Origin of the sequence: Chryseobacterium ginsengisoli, assembly GCF_039542325.1 — a bacterium.
Lineage (GTDB): Bacteria > Bacteroidota > Bacteroidia > Flavobacteriales > Weeksellaceae > Chryseobacterium > Chryseobacterium ginsengisoli.
On the sequence record NZ_BAABHX010000015.1, the window covers coordinates 1 to 17,989 of the forward strand.

General features: G+C 34.4%; 13 protein-coding genes and 2 pseudogenes. 1 reads left to right on the plus strand and 14 read right to left on the minus strand.

What is annotated here, in order from left to right; genetic code table 11:
• Positions 1-500: 500 nt before the first annotated feature.
• From ABD940_RS22625 to ABD940_RS22655, 8 genes are all read right to left on the minus strand, one after another.
• A complete protein-coding gene (locus tag ABD940_RS22625; protein ID WP_345208816.1) occupies positions 501-827 on the minus strand; it encodes a VanZ family protein in 327 nt (108 codons plus the stop codon).
• 25 nt (positions 828-852) lie between these two features.
• Positions 853-1,230 (minus strand): glycine cleavage system protein GcvH, encoded by a 378-nt coding sequence (gene gcvH, locus ABD940_RS22630; RefSeq protein ID WP_345208819.1) that lies wholly within the window; start codon positions 1,228-1,230, stop codon positions 853-855.
• A 111-nt stretch (positions 1,231-1,341) separates the two neighbouring features.
• Complete coding sequence (sov, locus tag ABD940_RS22635) at positions 1,342-8,442, minus strand: T9SS outer membrane translocon Sov/SprA (protein WP_425550382.1); 7,101 nt, start codon at positions 8,440-8,442, stop codon at positions 1,342-1,344.
• A 6-nt stretch (positions 8,443-8,448) separates the two neighbouring features.
• Positions 8,449-9,033, minus strand: coding sequence for a Holliday junction branch migration protein RuvA (ruvA, locus tag ABD940_RS22640; protein WP_047401447.1), 585 nt, complete (start codon positions 9,031-9,033; stop codon positions 8,449-8,451).
• Positions 9,034-9,218: 185 nt separating this feature from the next.
• On the minus strand, positions 9,219-9,866 hold the full coding sequence (locus ABD940_RS22645) for an HAD family hydrolase (RefSeq protein WP_345208821.1): 648 nt from the start codon (positions 9,864-9,866) through the stop codon (positions 9,219-9,221).
• 109 nt (positions 9,867-9,975) lie between these two features.
• Entirely contained in the window at positions 9,976-10,173 is a 198-nt protein-coding gene (locus ABD940_RS22930) for a bacteriocin-like protein (RefSeq protein ID WP_425550383.1), read from the minus strand.
• A 262-nt stretch (positions 10,174-10,435) separates the two neighbouring features.
• Positions 10,436-12,730 carry an NADP-dependent malic enzyme gene (locus tag ABD940_RS22650; protein ID WP_345208823.1) on the minus strand — a complete coding sequence of 765 codons (2,295 nt, stop codon included), beginning with the start codon at positions 12,728-12,730 and terminating at the stop codon, positions 10,436-10,438.
• 20 nt (positions 12,731-12,750) lie between these two features.
• Complete coding sequence (locus tag ABD940_RS22655) at positions 12,751-13,602, minus strand: ATPase (RefSeq protein ID WP_345208825.1); 852 nt, start codon at positions 13,600-13,602, stop codon at positions 12,751-12,753.
• A 72-nt stretch (positions 13,603-13,674) separates the two neighbouring features.
• On the opposite strand from ABD940_RS22655, the gene ABD940_RS22660 reads away from it, so the two are divergent.
• Positions 13,675-14,187, plus strand: a complete 513-nt coding sequence (locus ABD940_RS22660) for a hypothetical protein (RefSeq protein ID WP_345208827.1) — start codon at positions 13,675-13,677, stop codon at positions 14,185-14,187.
• 268 nt (positions 14,188-14,455) lie between these two features.
• On the opposite strand, the gene ABD940_RS22665 is transcribed toward ABD940_RS22660, so the two are convergent.
• The 6 genes and pseudogenes from ABD940_RS22665 to ABD940_RS22690 form a co-directional block, all read right to left on the minus strand.
• The gene (locus ABD940_RS22665) at positions 14,456-15,178 is read right to left on the minus strand and encodes a hypothetical protein (protein WP_345208829.1); all 723 of its coding nucleotides are present in this window, start codon (positions 15,176-15,178) and stop codon (positions 14,456-14,458) included.
• Positions 15,179-15,288: 110 nt separating this feature from the next.
• A complete protein-coding gene (locus ABD940_RS22670; protein ID WP_345208831.1) occupies positions 15,289-15,912 on the minus strand; it encodes a hypothetical protein in 624 nt (207 codons plus the stop codon).
• A gap of 77 nt (positions 15,913-15,989) precedes the next feature.
• A pseudogene (locus ABD940_RS22675) lies at positions 15,990-16,586 on the minus strand (DUF6705 family protein).
• Complete coding sequence (locus ABD940_RS22680; protein WP_345208833.1) at positions 16,586-17,146, minus strand: DUF6705 family protein; 561 nt, start codon at positions 17,144-17,146, stop codon at positions 16,586-16,588. Before ABD940_RS22680 ends, ABD940_RS22675 begins: the two are co-directional and overlap by 1 nt.
• A gap of 13 nt (positions 17,147-17,159) precedes the next feature.
• Positions 17,160-17,702, minus strand: a complete 543-nt coding sequence (locus tag ABD940_RS22685) for a hypothetical protein (protein WP_345208835.1) — start codon at positions 17,700-17,702, stop codon at positions 17,160-17,162.
• A 12-nt stretch (positions 17,703-17,714) separates the two neighbouring features.
• Positions 17,715-17,989: pseudogene (locus tag ABD940_RS22690) on the minus strand (hypothetical protein); the annotation flags it as partial.

Sequence of the window (17,989 nt, forward strand, 5' to 3'; positions counted from 1 at the left end):
TGACATGTAAAAATGGCAGGTTTTCGGGATGTGGTTTTAGGAAAGTTTATTTTGGAGAGATTCTTTCGAAAGATGATTCCGATTTGAACCACCCCGTCTAAAATTCTTTGAATTTTGGACACCCCTCCAAAGGAGGGGAATCGTGGAGTGTATATATTTATTCCAGGTTTACAAAAAAATGATTGTTTTTATTAAGGAATTGACGAAAGTTTTTTTTAAGTTACTATTTTTTATATGGTACAGACACCATAGCCCCGATAGGAACGGCATCCTTTTTGGTTGCGGGCGGAGCGAAGCGAAAGACGTAACAAAAAAGATATAGTGGAGAGCGGGATTAAGCTCCTGAGAAAAATTGGAGAGGTTTAGAGTAAAAAGGCTTTGGCTTGTGGATAATGGATTTCTCCTCCGTCGAAATGACAAAAAATTGTGAGAATTCTTTGGGATTGATTATTTGTTAACCTCATCGACATGACATAACTGAGCCATGCAAGATGGTTATTTTAAAAAAGTCTTTTGATAAGCAGCTTATATACATAGTATCCGATAAGACAACCAATGGTATCTGCGACAATATCCAGAGTTTCCATAGATCTGCCAAGTCCCATATCTTCTTGTAGAATCTCTGTAAGGAAAGCATATAAAAGGATGATCTGAATAAAATAATAGAATTTGATTTTTGGGAAAGCGGCTATAAAACAGAAACCTAATGCCGCAAATATGCTCAAGTGTAAAACTTTGTCGATACCACTGAACATAAACCAATATTCGTGGTTTTCTTCCCCCGGTTTAAGAAGCATATAAGTAAGAAATGCCCAATAAATGGGCAAAATCTTACTAAATATTTTTGAAATATTATCCAATGATGGCTTGGTATTCTTCTGCAGTAAGCAATTCTGACTGATCAGCACCTTCAGCAATTTCTAATTTAATGATCCATCCGTTTCCATAAGGATCTGAATTCAACAATTCAGGCTCTCCTTCCAAATCTGCATTGAACTCAATTACTTTTCCTGCGATAGGTAAGAATAGATCTGAAACTGTTTTTACAGCTTCTACACTTCCGAAAACTGCACCTCCTTCAAGATCGTCATCTACAGTATCTACATCTACATAAACGATATCTCCAAGTTCCCCCTGTGCGAAGTCTGTAATACCGATTGTAGCAACGTTACCTTCAATCTTGATCCATTCGTGATCTTTAGTGTACTTTAATTCTGATGGTGTGTTCATTTTTAATTTTTTATTTCTACAAATGTATTCAAAATTCTAGAAGGTTCAAATATCGGATATAAAAAATGTCCTCCAAAAATTGAAGGACATTTAAATTTATTTTGGTTCTAATTAGAAACCTCCTGAGTCTCCGAATGTAAACGTTGCAGAAATACCTGCTCTGATTGTTGACAATGGGAATGCCGTTGAGATTTTGTACTTAGAAGTCATCTGTTCGTAGAATACTCTTAAGTTTAAGTTTTCCGAAACATTGTAGTCTGCGGAGATCTTAATGTTCATCAGCCTCTGTCCTCCTGTAACCTGTGAATCATCCAATAAGATATTTGTAATACTTGTCTTACTGTCTCTTAGTGAAAAATCTCCCCTGATGTTAAGGTCGGTTCCTTTCGCTTTTCCTCTTCCTCTCACATTCGTCATTCCTAATCTGAAGTTTCTAATGATATATCCTACTCTTACTACATATTCACTGTTTGAATCTTCCGTTAATGTATGATTTACCAATCCTAATAATAATGTTCGTAATCTGTTGTACTGAATACCAAACTGAATATTATTTCTCATCGTCATATCTACTCCGATAAGTGGTGAGAAGTTTTCAACATATCCAACCTGAGCGAAAGTAAACGGATTAATATAATCATCATTAATATCTCTTCCAGAACTTGTCAGTGAATTCAATGTATTAAAATAATCAATACTTGATTGAATACCTGTTGCAGTATACGTCGCCTGATAAGAATGTAAAAGATCAAACTTAGAGAACTGTCCGTTAATGATAGGAACATTTCTTAATCCTGAATAAGTAATCTTCCAGTTTGGAATTGGCAATCCTGCTTTTTTAGGATTTGTCATTTCTTTTACGGTCTTACCTTCCACTGCTGCTCTGAACGCAGGAATCAAAATATAAGCATTTGAAATTCCGTATCCATCTTTAAATCCATCCGGCTGAAGAGCTCCTGGCATCTGCTGAGATAAAGCCTGAGCATTTGCTCTAATCGCCTGATAAATTGCAGCTCCATCTTTAAACGCTGTTTTCAATAAAACAACCGAATTGGAATATGTAACCAAATCATTAGCAAATGTATAATTCGGGTTTGCAATTCCTGTATTTGGATCTCTGTAATTAAATCCTGTATGGGTAAAGTTTCTGTTATAATTATGCAATGCACTGATATCAATTCTAAGATCATTCATCGGCATTATTTGCAAATTCGCACGCAGTTCCCTTGTTGACATTCGTACATAAGGATCGGTCATAAATTCTGAATCACTCACCCAGCCATTTTCCATTACCGTTCTTCTGATATCCGCTTGAGAACCGAATAGGAATCCAATTGTAGGACCTCCCAAAGTCTGTCCGTAACCGTACCAGTTTGGAGCTGATAACAACCCCGGAAGAACTGTTCCGTTATTTTCAGAATAATTAATATCCAATTGTTTCATTGATGTCAATAGGTACGCCATGCTCTGAAGAGGAGTCAACCTGTTTTTAAACTTATATGTTTTATAAGCATACTTGTTTTTCTCCCATTGCTGAGTGTAAGCGTTATTCAATGAATCAACTTCCTGCTTACGTTTCTGAAGTTTTGTAGAAATATTTTTGAAATATTTAAACTGACCAAAGAACTTCGTAAAGTCTGCAGTAGCCGTAGCCTGAATTACATTTGTATTCTGTCCTATTGAACCTAAACTTCCGTCCGGACTTGCCAATAGAACCGTTGATCTTGCATTCCAGTTATAAGTAAATCCATAACCCAATTCTGCATCAATGAAATCCAAATACGGAAGATACTGGAATGGTAATTTATAATTCAATTGAACTCTGTGATTGTACAATACAGGTCGACCCGCTCTGAATACATTTCCGAAAATTGAATTGTTATTCATAGAATTCACATCTACATTATCATTCAATGTTCTTGTTGCAGAGTTGATTTCTAATTTTAAAGATTTAGTAAAATTAAATCCTAATCCATACTGCCATCCGAAGTAGAAATTTCTGTTTCTGATTGCTCCGAAATCGTCATTATAATTTCCATTCAGGATTGCATCAATATTTCTAAACTCTAATTCGTTGTAGTTTCTGTCAACTTCAGTTCTGAAAGAGAATCTTGTTGGGATTGGATTCAGATTAAATTCTTTTACCCATTTAAGATATTTCGTAGACTTCGCCGTATCGCTGATCATTTTATTGAAAGGACGAATTACCCAAGGTTTGAAAGTGTAGTTGTAATCTACATATCCTCTCAAATATTGTCTGTAATTTCTCTTCGTATAAATATCTCTGTAGAAATCATCATTGTAAACCGCAGTCACCGATACGTTTTCAATATCATAGAATTTTGGTTTTCTATTAGGATTCATTCTTTCTTTGTGCATATTTACAACTCCAAGACTTCTTTGCTGAGTATACGTTCTTGCAACCTTTTTCAACTGTTCTTTGTTCGCAGCCTTATTAAACTCAACATCCGTATCCAAAGGATTGTATTTCGGATCTTCGATAGTCTGAGAATATGAATAATTCACAGGAATCTTGACACCGCTTTTCGCCGGTAAGAATTTATCTACATTAACTGCCGTATTAATACTGAAAGCAGATTGAGTAGATTGGCTTCTTTCCGCAGGTTTAGAATCAATACTTCCAAAACCAACCGATGTATAAGATGCCGCTGTATTTACTGTTGCAAAATCTCCAAGGTTGAAGTTCAAACTTGCATTTCCTGCATAACCGCCATCGTTTTCAATTTCGGAAAGACGGATTTCATTTACCCAAAGGATTCTGTCTATTGCAGTAGCAGCTCCTGAACCTCTATCAAACCCGTTTCTGATACCAATCATAATAGTGGTTATATTTCCTAAACTTGGTCGACCTTTGATGTAAAGACTTTTAAAAGTATTACCCGGATCAAAAACATCATCTTTAAGCCTTTTAACAATTTCTGAAGGATGATTTTTATCTCTTCTTATTTTAGCATCTACAAAATCCTGAATATTTAAATCTACATCATTTTCCATTGGCCAAATTTCCATAGGAGCAGTTGCATTCGATGGAGTAATCTTTAATGAAGATTCATATTCATAATAGTTGTCCGTTGCATCACTACCAATACGGATGAAAAATTTGGTTTTCTGATCAATTTGTCCAATATTCAGATCAGTGTTTTTTGGATCATGAGTATGTACAAAAAGTTTTAGTTTTTTGTATCTTCTCATATCTAAAGAAGTATTCTTAAATACCCCTCTCGCTTCAGAAGGAGGAAGAGATGTAGTTTTTAAATATAAAGACGCTTCATTCTGTCTTTGTGCACCTGCATTACCGCTTAAAATCTGTCTGTCTATTCCCGGAGGCAGTACATAAGGAGGTTGATTCAATGCATTTTCTTCAATATTAACACTTCCAACTTCAAAATCACCATTAGTAACCGCTAAAGTACCTTCATCTGTCGCTCCAGAATTACCGGTAGTAGCAATGTTTTTTGGATATTTTCTCCAGTCTGATCTCACAAGATCCATTGTCGCGAATCTTAATGTTGATGTTTGATCGAAACCTTTTAATAATAATCTTGCAAATCTTACATTATTTAAAATTGAAGGATCAGCATCTCCCGCAGTCGTAACATACTGTGAAACCGGAATTCTGAACAAATACCATTTCACATTAGCTTTCTGCTGATTTTGGAATGTTGCCTCAACAGTCTTTACGTCAACAATATTATTAGTTCCTAAAGCTAAACTTCCCTGATCTAAGTTTACTTCATATTGATTATAATTTTCACTTTGATCTAAGTTGTAGTCTTTATTGATATCTTCTGCATCGGGACTTTGTGAAGACACTTCCAAAGAATTACTCTGAGAGTTTCCTTCCGGACCTCTGAAGTACTTATATCTCTGAACAAGAGATGAAGCCTGATTCCCTGTAAATTTATCAGAAAGATAAAATACGAAATCATCGACAGCCGGATCGGATAAACCTGTAACCGGATTGGTAAATGTATTTCCATATAAGGCAGCTTCCTGGTCAGAACTTAAACCGTCATATCCTACATCCTGTGCTGCTCTATCTGCTCCTTCACTTGAAAAAGCATACAAAATAGGTGGCTGTTTCGGCTGAGTTCCCCAGTTTGAGTTTGTAGTTGTAGATGGAGCTGCAGGTGTTGGTAGACCATTTTCGTACTGCATTTGTCCGTCCTTCAAAATATCTTCAGATACGTTACCTAACTGTAATAAAAGTTTCGGAGCTGTTCCTAAAGCATTTCCATCCGCATAAGGATCCATCATCCAGAATTCTACATATTCAATATTTGAGCTTGTAAAGTTGGAAACACTAATAGGTCTCATAATACCTGCCCATCTTTGCGAAGTACTTTCCGTATTAGGATTCGAGTTATAAGGACCTTTTTCTGCCGGATAATATGAAATATCAAAGGTATTCGTATAAGTCTGTTCACCTGCTACGAAATCTCTGTTGTTAAAAATTTCTGAGAATAAAACTCTTCTTGAAGCATGGTTTGAAACCGACTGTTGTGTAATTCCTGCAGGAGCTTTACCTCCTACCCCATAAAATCTCGGGTCAATATTATACCATGACAACAAACCTCTTCCGTAACCTTCCGTTCTGTCATTATTTTTACCAGCTCCTTGAAAAAGAGGATCAGCCTGGTTTTTTTCAGGTTTTGAAGCTAAGCTCCAAGCTGTCGGTTCCTTTAGTGTAATTTTTGAGGTTGTCTGTTCAAAATCATCAATGTAAGACTGATCGTTTATGCCTTTATTTAATCCAGGAAGTAGATATGCGCCTTCCATTTTAAAGTTTAAATTGGATGGAGCTTCTGTATTTACAAATGGAATTTTATCTGTTAATCTTGTCAGGAACGGCAACTGGTTGTTGTACATCAAATTGATTCCAGCCATTGTATTGTTCACGGCTTCCTGACCATAATTTACTTTTTGTGTAAGCGGCGATTCGGAATAATTAACAACAGTTCCACCCAAAATAAAGTGTTCATTAAATCTTCTTTCTAAGTTTAATCCCAAGAATCTTTTTCTCTGAGTATTAAATGTCAATTGATTTTCTAATGAAATATTAATTGCCTGTCCTGATTGCTTTACCTGATCGTTGATGATTGTAACAGTTCCCAACATATAATCAACGGTATAGTCGATTCCTTCTGTCAACTGAACTCCGTTTGCAGAAACTTTTACTGAACCTTGAGGAACATTTACTGCTCCTAAAGAAATTCCCTGTCCCTGAGTTCCTTTATAACGTCCTTCAATCGTATATCGCTGTGCCAAGTTACTTGATACAGCAACCTGCTTTTGCTGATTATAAAGGTCTGAGAAAACATATTGAGGATCATTACTTCCTATCACATTCTGAATATAGCTACCAAAAGGCTGAACTTTTGTAAAGATCACTCTTCCTGTTTCCGGTCTGATGGTAATTCCGTTGACAAAGTCAAAAATCCCGTCTCCTGTTGTACTGCCGTTATTCTGTAAGTCACCGTTGGCATTTAGTCTGTCCCAGTTTAGTAATTTAATTAAAGGAACATTGTTTACCAGCGGATTATTGGCTACCGGAAGATAATTTACTTTACCTCCGGATTGTGGATCTCTGTATAAAACGTTCAAAAGAAACCCATCCTGATTTACCTGTCCTGCATCCAGAGAATAGATGTTTTTCATCATCAAGTTCCACATTGGAGAGGATGTTTTTACAGTAGTATTCGGCTTTAAAAGTTTGGTCATTAAAACCGTACTTTCCTCCGAGAATTCTCCGACTTTATACACTTGATTGCTTCCATTCACCGTATATGAGAACGAAACTCCCAAAAGCTGGTTGTCATTCAATTTTTGATTTAATGAAATGTAACCTAACTGTGGCTGTAATGTATATTCGTTAGAATTTAATCTTCTTGCTTTTTTATTAAATATGAAATGCTCTCCGTCCTGATAAACCTCTGTAGTACCGGACGCAACTGGAAGATTTTGTCCTTTAATTGCATTATAGGCTGTACTTGCATCTCTTAACCCAGGTAATCCGTTTACTGTAGAATATAAGCCAAATCCTGTCTGATCGTTATTAGGAAGAACTCCTGGAGCATCCCCCAAATCTCTTACTCCGACAATACTTTTCTGATACTGAAGATTACTGTTCCCCTGATCCAAAACCCAAACTTCCAATCTTGTAATGCTGATCTTTGAGTTGATCTGAGGATAATTTAACAAAGCATTATCGTAATTATCAAGGAAATAATGTCCCAAAAAGTAGTGTTGATTATCTTCATAATCAATTGCATTTAACTTAAAGTTGTTCAGTACACCACCACCTTGGACGGTAATATTTCTCGCTTCACCCTGTTGTTGGGAAAGCACAACTGTTCCGTAAGTTTTACCCAACTGAAACTCTGTTTTAACCCCGAACAATGATTGAGAACCACGTATCAAACTGGTTGAAAGTGGCATATTTACGTTACCGAATTCTACTCTTTTAATGATTTTATCTTCACCTCCCGCACTCGGTTTATCAACATCCTGTAACCCTTTCTGCTGCAGATCTTTCCAACTTCCTTTTGCCTGCCAAACCAAATTCATTCTATTCTCAAAAGCAAAACCGCTCTGAGTGTCATAATTGGCTTTCAGCTGAAGATTTTCACCCACTTTTCCAATTAAACCTAGCTGAATTCTTTGATCAATATCAAAAGTAAAACTCGTTCTGTTTTGAGGTAAAATCAACGGATTATCGATCTTCTGATACAATCCGGCAAAGTCAAAAGAAGCATATCCTGAAGGAATAATTTCAATCTTATTGCTTCCAAAAATTGTTTCGAAAAGTCGGTTATTAATTTGTAAAGAAGGAATCAAACCTTTTCTCTGCGCATCGGTCTTATCTTTTCTGAACATCAAACTGTATCGGTCTGATTTCTCTTTGTAATAAGCCTTTGTCTGAGCCTCCATCATGAACTCCTTATAATCTTCAGGAGACATTGCTGTCGGTGGTCCGGTTATTGTATTTCCTACCTTAGGATATACAAAGTACATCCCGCTTTTTATATCATAATAGGCTTCATATTGTGTAGGGTCTGCCAACTGATAATCTTTCTTGATAATTGCGGTATCACGCACCTGTGCTGCAGGTCGCCTCTGTGCAAATGTGCTGACTGACACAAGCAAAAACGACAGGAACAGAAATATATTGAGATACTTATTATTTGCCACCAAATGTTAAATGTTTTTTAAAATTTGTTTTACCAACTCTTCTACAGAAACGTCGGAATTTTGTTTAATTATTTTATCTGCAAGCTTCTCGCTCATTCGCTTTGGAATCCCCAAAACTTCTAATGCAGATAACGCTTCATCCTTGATTTTATTATTCACAAATGTAGAAATATTTTCTTCCGGATTACTGAATTTCTGCACTTTATCCTTAAGATCTACGATAATTCTTTCGGCGGTTTTTACACCGAGTCCTTTAGCTTTTTGAATCAGTGCGCTATTCTTGGAAAGTATCGCTGAAGCAATCTCTTCAAGACTTAAAGTTGACAATAAAATAAGTGCTGAAACAGCTCCTACTCCATTAACGCTTATTAACAGATTGAACATCTCTTTTTCTGAACGAGTGTTAAATCCAAACAATAAATGCGCATCTTCTCTAATGATCTGCTGAATAAAAAGTACGGTTTCTTTGTTTAATGTAAGTGTTTGCGAAGTCATCAAACTAATACCTACATAGTAACCAACTCCTTGTACGTTGATTACTGCGTAGGTAGGCGTAAGTTCTTGAACAATGCCTTGTAATGAAAATATCATGATTAATTTTTAAAACTCCCAAATATAGCAAATTAAACTAATTAATGTTTTCATTTCACGCGCGAATGATTTTTAACTTAATTTTTATCTATCATTTTAACATCTGTGCATAAAAACAAAAGACTCCAAAATTTGGAGTCTTTGTAAAATCATGTATGTTTTGAAATTACTTAGCTAAAAAATTCCTAAGCAATCTCAATTTTTGAATAATCATTTATTACTTGAAAACAACCGTTGTCTAATAATTCTTCCGCTGAATGAGTTGTTGTAATTCCTACAACTTTCAAACCGGCATCCTTTGCGGCTTTTATTCCACCCATTGAATCTTCTACTGCGATAGCATCTTTGCCATCAATTTGTAATTTTTCAAGTGTTTTTGAAAATATTTCAGGATTTGGCTTTCCTTTGACGACTTCAAGTCCGCCTGTGATTTGATGAAAATAATTTTTGATATTTAAACCATTTAAAATAAAATCAATACTTCTGGGAATTCCCATTGTCGCAAGTCCTATCTTGATATTATTTTGATTTAATTTCTGAAGAAACGGTGTTAAACCATTCACTTCTTTGATATTCGGACGATACAGATTCTGGTAAGCTTCTTCTTTTTTAATTCCCAATTCATACAATCTTTCTTTCGACAAATCGTTTCCGAAAAAGCGAATGATCATTTCATCCAATGTTCCATGATTTTGGGGAGCAAAAGTTTCCACATCTATATCAATTCCATATTCATTTAAAAATACAATCCAGGAATCTTCATGATAACGGATATTGTCTACAAGAGTTCCATCCATATCGAAGATGATTGCTTTTTCATTAAACCTCATCATATTAATTTTAATACTATCAAATATAGAAAATTGGACTTTAATCTATTTAATAAACATGGAAAAACCCATCCAAATGGACAGGTTCTAAATTTTCAATGTAAAAAATACTTTAAGGATTTATATCCAGACACATACTTATGTGACATGCTCCATTTACACACATTGGCGAACAACCATTGACTAAACACAGCTGCCCTTGAGGTCTAAGACAATAATAAGTTCCATCGGGGGATATCTGAGGATTAGTGTTAAGCCCTCCTACAATGTGTCTTAAATTTTCTCTTGAAAGTTTTTTAATGTTTTTCATAGTAATTTTTTTTGTCCTCCTAAAGTATTTATTTTCTCATAAAGTAAATGCGTTTTTTTTAATGCTTCCTAAAAAATATTATTTTACAACTTCTTTTTCGATTAAAAAACTCAATATACAAAGGCATTTAGGAAGACTTAATATTTTTTTATTTACCTGTCCTAATATCACAAAATTGTGAAATTAGGACGATTTTACATGTAATAAAAAAGCGATACACTGAAATTGTGTACCGCTTTTTATCTTTAAGAATAGATTTTTATTATTTCTTATCTTTTTTCTCTCTTCGTTGAGCATCAAGAACAGCGATTGTTGCCAAATTTACAATCTCGTCTACGCTTGAACGCATCTGTAAAACGTGAACAGGCTGTTTCAGTCCCATCAAGATTGGCCCGATTACTTGTGCCACTTTCATTCCTCTGATAATTTTGTAAGATAAGTTTGCACTTTCAAGATTCGGGAAAATGAAGGTATTTGCAGGAGTTGTTTCAAGCTTTGAGAAAGGATAATCGCTCAAATGATCTGCATTCATTGCAAAATCCGGCTGGATTTCTCCATCAACAACCATTTTCGGATATTTTTCGTGAAGAATACTTACTGCTTTTGCTACCTTCTTCGATGTTTCGGAAATTGCTGCAAAGTTTTCAAATCCAAGCATTGCAATTCTTGGTTCGATTGCGAAAGATTTCACTGTGAATTCTGCCATTTTAGCAATATTTACTAAATCTTCAGCTGTAGGATTTTGGTTAATGGATGTATCTGCAAAGAAAATAGGTTTCTTTTCAGACAAGATCATCATCATTGCTGCTACTTTATCAACACCTTTATCTTTTTCAATAACTTCCAAAACCGGTCTTAGAACCGAAGTATAATTTTTAGAAAAACCAACAATCAATCCGTCAGTATCACCATGTCTTAACATCAACGGACCGAAATAATCTCTCTGACGAACGTATCTTTTCGCTTTGTATTCGTTCATTCCTTTTCTCTGGCGAAGTTTCCAAAGTGTTTCTCTGTATTTCTTTCTGTTTTCTTTCTGGTCATCATCACTTGGATCAATAATCGGAACATCAAGCGTGATTCCGAAACGTTCCATTTGTTCCTGGATGTATTTTTTATTTCCTAAAAGACTTGGATACGCAATTCCTTCTTCATATAAAATCTGTGCAGCTTTCAAAACGTTGTATTCTTCAGCATTTCCTAAAGTGATTCTCTTCGGATTTGCTTTTGCACGGCTCTGCATCATTCTTACCAACTTCTCGTCTCTTCCCATTCTGTCAAGAAGACTGTTTTCGTATTCGTCGAAATCGGTAATTGTTTTTCTTGCAACACCACTTTCAATGGCAGCTTTTGCCACTGCGCTTGAAACTTTAGTAATTAATCTGTTATCAAACGGTTTCGGAATAAAATATTCTCTTCCAAATTGTAAATTCTGAACATTGTAAGCCAAAATTACAGCTTCAGGAACAGGTTCTTTAGCCAAATCAGCGATCGCATGAACAGCCGCCAATTTCATTGCTTCATTGATACCTTTTGCCTGAACATCCAATGCTCCACGGAAAATATAAGGGAAACCAAGAACGTTGTTCACCTGATTAGGATAATCACTTCTTCCAGTTGCCATGATCACATCTTTACGAGTTTCCAATGCCAAATCATAAGCAATTTCCGGATCTGGATTTGCTAATGCGAACACGATAGGATTCTCGTTCATGCTTAACAACATTTCTGGAGTCATTACATTTCCTTTAGATAATCCGATGAAAACATCTGAACCTTTTACGGCATCTTCCAATGTTTCAATATCTGTATTGGCAATGAAATCTATTTTTTCCGGTGTAAGGTTTTCTCTTTTGTTATTGATAACACCTTTACTGTCGCACATTAAAACGTTTTTTCTTTTTAAGCCAAGAGAAATATAAAGGTTGGTACAGGCAATTGCTGCTGCTCCTGCTCCGTTCACTACCATTTTTACTTCTTCGATATTTTTGTTGGCGATTTTCAGAGAGTTAATTAAAGCTGCTGCAGAAATGATCGCCGTACCGTGCTGATCGTCGTGCATCAAAGGAATATCCAATTCCTCTTTTAATCTCTGCTCGATATAAAATGCTTCGGGAGCTTTAATATCTTCAAGGTTGATTCCTCCGAAAGTTGGGGCGATTCCTTTTACAATATCGATAAATTTATCCGGATCTTTTTCGTTGATCTCAATATCAAAAACGTTGATATCTGCAAAAATTTTGAACAAAAGTCCTTTCCCTTCCATTACAGGCTTTGAAGCTTCTGCACCAATATCTCCCAATCCAAGAACTGCTGTACCGTTAGAAATAACAGCTACCAGATTTCCTTTTCCTGTGTAATCGTACACAGTTTCCGGCTTTTCGTGGATCTCCATACAAGGAACTGCAACCCCCGGAGAATACGCCAATGACAAATCTCTCTGAGATGAGTGTGGTTTTGAAGGGATCACTTCGATCTTTCCTTTAGGTTCGGCTTTATGATAATCTAATGCCGCCTGATTAAAGTTCTTTTCGTCGCGGTGGGTTTTGTTTGACATATTAGAATTTTGTTTTTTAATTATAAAATATATTGAATGTGGTAATCTACTAAACTTTCGATAGGTTTTTGTACGATCTGTCCCACATTTAGGTTAAGCTCTGCTGCTGCAGAACGTAAAATATCTTCGTAATAATAAGCAATTGAGCCGATGAAACTGATCTCGGCATCTTTTGATTCTTCATAAGGAAGAACCTGATAATCGAAGAAATTAAGCATTTCCTCATGAACCATTTTCTGGAAATACGGATGGTCTTTTCTTTCCACCACAAATTTATTGAAATCAGCTAAGTATGCATTCGGACGTGAAGTGTGATACATGTTTTTCAATGCCTCATCTACGGTCAGCTTATACGTTTGCTCAAATTCGGATGAAAGATCTTCGGGAAGTTTCTGCATAAAAAATCTACGCACCAGTTGTTTGCCAATTGCGCTTCCGCTTCCTTCGTCTCCTACAAGGAAACCAAGAGATGGTAACTGAATCTTTATATTTTCACCGTCAAAGTAACATGAATTGGAACCTGTTCCCAAAATACAGACAATTGCAGGTTTTCCTCTGTAAGCTGCATATGCCGCTGCGGTAAGATCTTCTTTTACGATTGTTTCTGCGTTGGTAAATACTTTACCCAATTCCTCAATGATCGTATCGCAGTTTTGCTGAACTCCACATCCTGAACCATAAAAATAAATTCTTTTGATCGAATTTTTAACAGACGTTAAGCTTGTATTTTTTTCAATTTCGGGAACGATCAATTCTTTGTTGATAAAATTTGGGTTGAAACCAATAGTTTCTGTTTTTAGAAAGATCTTCTTAAAATCATCAAGGATCACCCAATCTGATTTTGTAGAACCACTATCAACAATTGCAACCATATTTTCCATTTTAGTTTAAGGATGCTAAATTATGAATTTATCTTTTAAGATGGTTTATTATTGACATGACATATGTGTTATTTCTGTTGTGGTGAAGGTCTTAAATATTTTGTGTACGGGAGAAATATCCGGGAAGATGCTTCATATACTTTAGACGATGCTTTATATAATATAGACAAAGCAATAAATACTCCGGACATTGTTTTATACACTTTGGACAAGGCTTCATATATTTGGGACGAAGCAACAAATATTCTGGACATTGTCTTATATACTTTAGACAAAGCAATAAATATTTTGGACAAAGTCTCATATATTTCGGACAAAGCTTTATATACATTGGACGGTGTCTTATGTATTTTAGGAAATATCTTTGATATTTTTAGAAAGGTGAATGACTTAACTGAAAAGAAACATAAAATATCTAAAAAAGATTCTTCATTTCATAATGCTTCGCAAAATTCTATTCAGAATGACAGACAGAGTCTATGGATCTATAAATTCTTTTCGTTTTTGTTGAGATTTTTTTCCAGAATTTCTAATACTATGCTTAGATCCCTACGGGAAGACAAACAGGCGTGGTAAACTGAAAAGGAAATTAAAAAAACAAAAAGATTCTTCATTTCATAATGCTTCGCAAAATTCTATTCAGAATGACAGACAGAGTCTATAGATCTGTAATTTCTTTACGTTTTTGTTGAGATTTTTTCTAAAATTTCTAATACTATGCTTAGATCCCTACGGGAAGACAAAAAGGGGTAGTAAACTGAAAAGGAAATTTAAAATACCTCAAAAAAATTAAAATATTTTTTTGATAACAGAGCCTATACAATTGTATAGGCTCTGTTTATTTTTAGCGTTTTTTGAATTTTATTCTTGAGATTGCTTTGTATTCGGGAGCGTTGCTTTCTAAAATGGTGAACAGATAGTCTTTCGCTTTATTGAAAATATCCACAAGATTGTCTTCTGAATTGTAAATTGTAGTATTCCTTAAGCTTCTTGCTGCATTTAATGGAATGAAAGTATCTGCAACAGCCTGTGTTGCCTGTAACATGTGACTTTTCTCCTGCTGTAAGGTTATTACCTTATATTCTGCTTCGTTGGGATTGTAGTTTGGCGTGTTTTGAAGAAGCGAGATCAACTGATCGTAATTGTTGGTTCTGAAATCATAGCCCATCTGTGAAACGGAGTTTTGCTTTTGTTCTTCCTCCGTATCTGTAGTTGCTACAGGTTTTACTTTTCTTACTCCTTTCAGTTTTCTGGCAATGGTCATGAAATCTTCCAACTGAGCCTGTGTAACACCTTCTGTTGCTTTATACATTTTACGAAGCTTTGTAATTTTCTTACCTATCGGAGCGAAAAGCTTTTCACGATCGTCTACCGCCAAAGAATATGGCGCTACAGAATTGTTTACTGCTTCCTGACTTGTAAAAGCGGAGTTGTAAATGCTCTGAAGATTTGCCAGTGATAATTTTGGATTGCTAGGATTGTATTTTGCTCCTAAATCTGCGATGTGCGAACACAATAGATTGGCATTTGCAATATTTTTTGCATGCCCGTTTTCATTTTTTGACATTGATGTGCTTTTTTAACTGAAGTAAATTTAGAAAAAATTTTGATTTGTAGTTGAAAAATTTAAATTTAAAAATAAAGGCAGAAGAAATCTTCTGCCTCATAATTCTTACTCTATTTGTTAGGGATACTTAATGTTAAGTTTATTTTATCCAATTTTTCTATAAAGTAATGTGAGTTACTATTCCTATAGTTGGCAGTATATTCTTCTAAAATATAATTTCCATTCAGTTTTTGTTTCAGGCTATTGATGATTTTAGTTTGAATATTATGGCTTAAATCCAAATGGTAAAAGCGAATTAGATCATCTTCGTATGGTTTTAAGAAAACTATTAAATCTAAAATAGGACGTTTAGCATTTTGTTCCTTATAACATTTGATAGAATATTTATTTTCTTCGATTTTCTCAACAATAATATAAGCAATCTCAAATTCATCTTGTGGTGTAAACTCTAAATAATTTTTAAAATCAAAACGTTCAATTTTTTTGTTTTGAGAATAATTAAAATGATAAGCAATGTGTTTATCATTATCACTTAAAGCTCCGTAAGAGTTATTATGTAACCCGATATCATATTGTGGATTTTTTGAATCAATTATTAAAGAATAACCTTCAAAATTTCTATCAGGAGACATTTTATTTTTCTTTCCTATTTTTAATTGATAATCGAATGTATAAGTTTGTGCATTTACAATCAGCCCTATTAATACCATAAAAATGGTGATAGAATTTTTCATGTTTGTATTTTTTTAATTCTCTCAAAGCTTTCTCAGAAAGAGAATTCATTTTATTTAAATATCCAAATCTTTACCATTTACTGTTTTGTCATTGTATATTCTGCAGAAGGTACACGTAACTGATCAGGCAAATTACCTGTCTCACTTTCTAAAACCTTTCCTTTTGATCCTATAATTAATACTTTAATAGTAGTCGGATTTATGTATCGAAAAATTACACCTGTACCAATTAAGCCTTTTCTTTCAGGGTCTTTAAAACTGCTCTCAACCCTAAATTCCCCTAAATTACAATCATTACACTTTACAGGTAAATTATTGGGAATAAAAGTTGCTCCTGTTATATTATGATAACTTTTACTAGTATAAGAATAATCAATTTTGTCTAATGTATTAATTAATAATTGCCCAGATGTGTTAGTATACTTATATTCACCGTATAAGATATCAGAATAAAACCCTTTATAATCGTGCATTATTTCTTACTTTAAAATAATTATAAACTGTTCATTTCCATTTTGGTATTTCCATGTTCCGACAAACTTATTCAAAAAATTTTCTGTATCTTTTAAATATGCAGGTTCTGGATAATCCCAATAAGAATTATTCATTGGTACTATTGTTTGCGCATTACATGAAATAAAAGAAGTCATAATTATTAAACATAAATATTTCATTATTGTTTAGTCAGATAGATTCTCTGTTTCTGAGGAATGGTCGATACAAAAGTGCTTGGACATTCGCCATTTGTAATATCATAACTGAGCAGATAAATAAAACTCATCTTGGTAAGATCTGTTGTGTTCATATTTAAATAAATTGTACCTCGATTGATACAACTAGGTACACCAGGTCCTGAAAATCTCATCATATAATGCTGTAAATCTTTACTAAAACCTAAACCAGCAAAATGTGTTTTTTGATCATCACTTTCAGTAAAACTGCTGTAAATAGTATTTCCATACAAATCTGTTATTCTTAATCTTCCTATTAATCGATCTCTTTTAATTCCAAAATCTTCATACAAACCATTACTTAATTTTATTTCATATAGATTTCCATTAAGATTTCCCTTCCATATTCCTAAATATTTTTGTAAAGAATTGTTAATATCTTTTGCATAAGTATATTCAGGACAATTTGGATTTTCATAACATTGTGCTTCGGTCTCTAATGAAACAGTCTGAGCATTACATGAAATAAAGAAAGTTGTTAAAATAAATAATAAATATTTCATAGTGTTGTATTTTTTAAATTGGACAATTATTTTCTACAGTATCTGTTTTATCAACATTTAGGTGTATTTCTGTTGTAGTTCCATTTGCATTCATTCGGTATAAATTTACACCAGCTATGTTCATTTTGGTTTCTAAAAAATATAGAAATCCTAATTCCAATTTTTTAGATGTATCTAATTTGTTTTTCATATAATCTGCAAAATCATCATCTAATTGTAACTGCTGCTCTAATGTAAATTCTTTAATCTGAGCTGATGTTCCTGTAAAACGAATCTGATAATTATTCATACTGGCAACCATAACACCATATACACCACCTAAAGGCTTTCCTGTAAATTTTGCATTCTTTAGCATCTTCATAAAATAGATAGCATCTGTTGGAGAAAATATTTTTATTCCGATCTTGGGAATTGTGAATCCATCCGCATTGGTATAATAATAATCATTAGGATGGGTATGCATATACCCTTTTATATAATTATACGCATTTAGATCCGGCATCGCTAATTGGTTTGCCTCATCTGTTGCAGTAGCATTATCCATATAACCATACACTCCGTCATTTTTCTAGAAATATCCCGTTTCTTTTTTCAAGGTTGTTTTGCTCTGTAAGTTAGCAATGTTATTATTAAAAGTAGCATCATTTCGCTGTGCTTTTATTTCTTCACAAGGATCATCGTTAATATCTATACCCGTATCATCATTTTCACTACACTGTTGCGATATTCTGTAAAATGCTGTTCCAGACAATGTACACGGATCTTTCGGAGGTTGAGGTCCGGGAGTTCCGCCACCGCCATCACCACCTCCCGATGTATTGGGAATAGGAAAAGAAGCGTCAC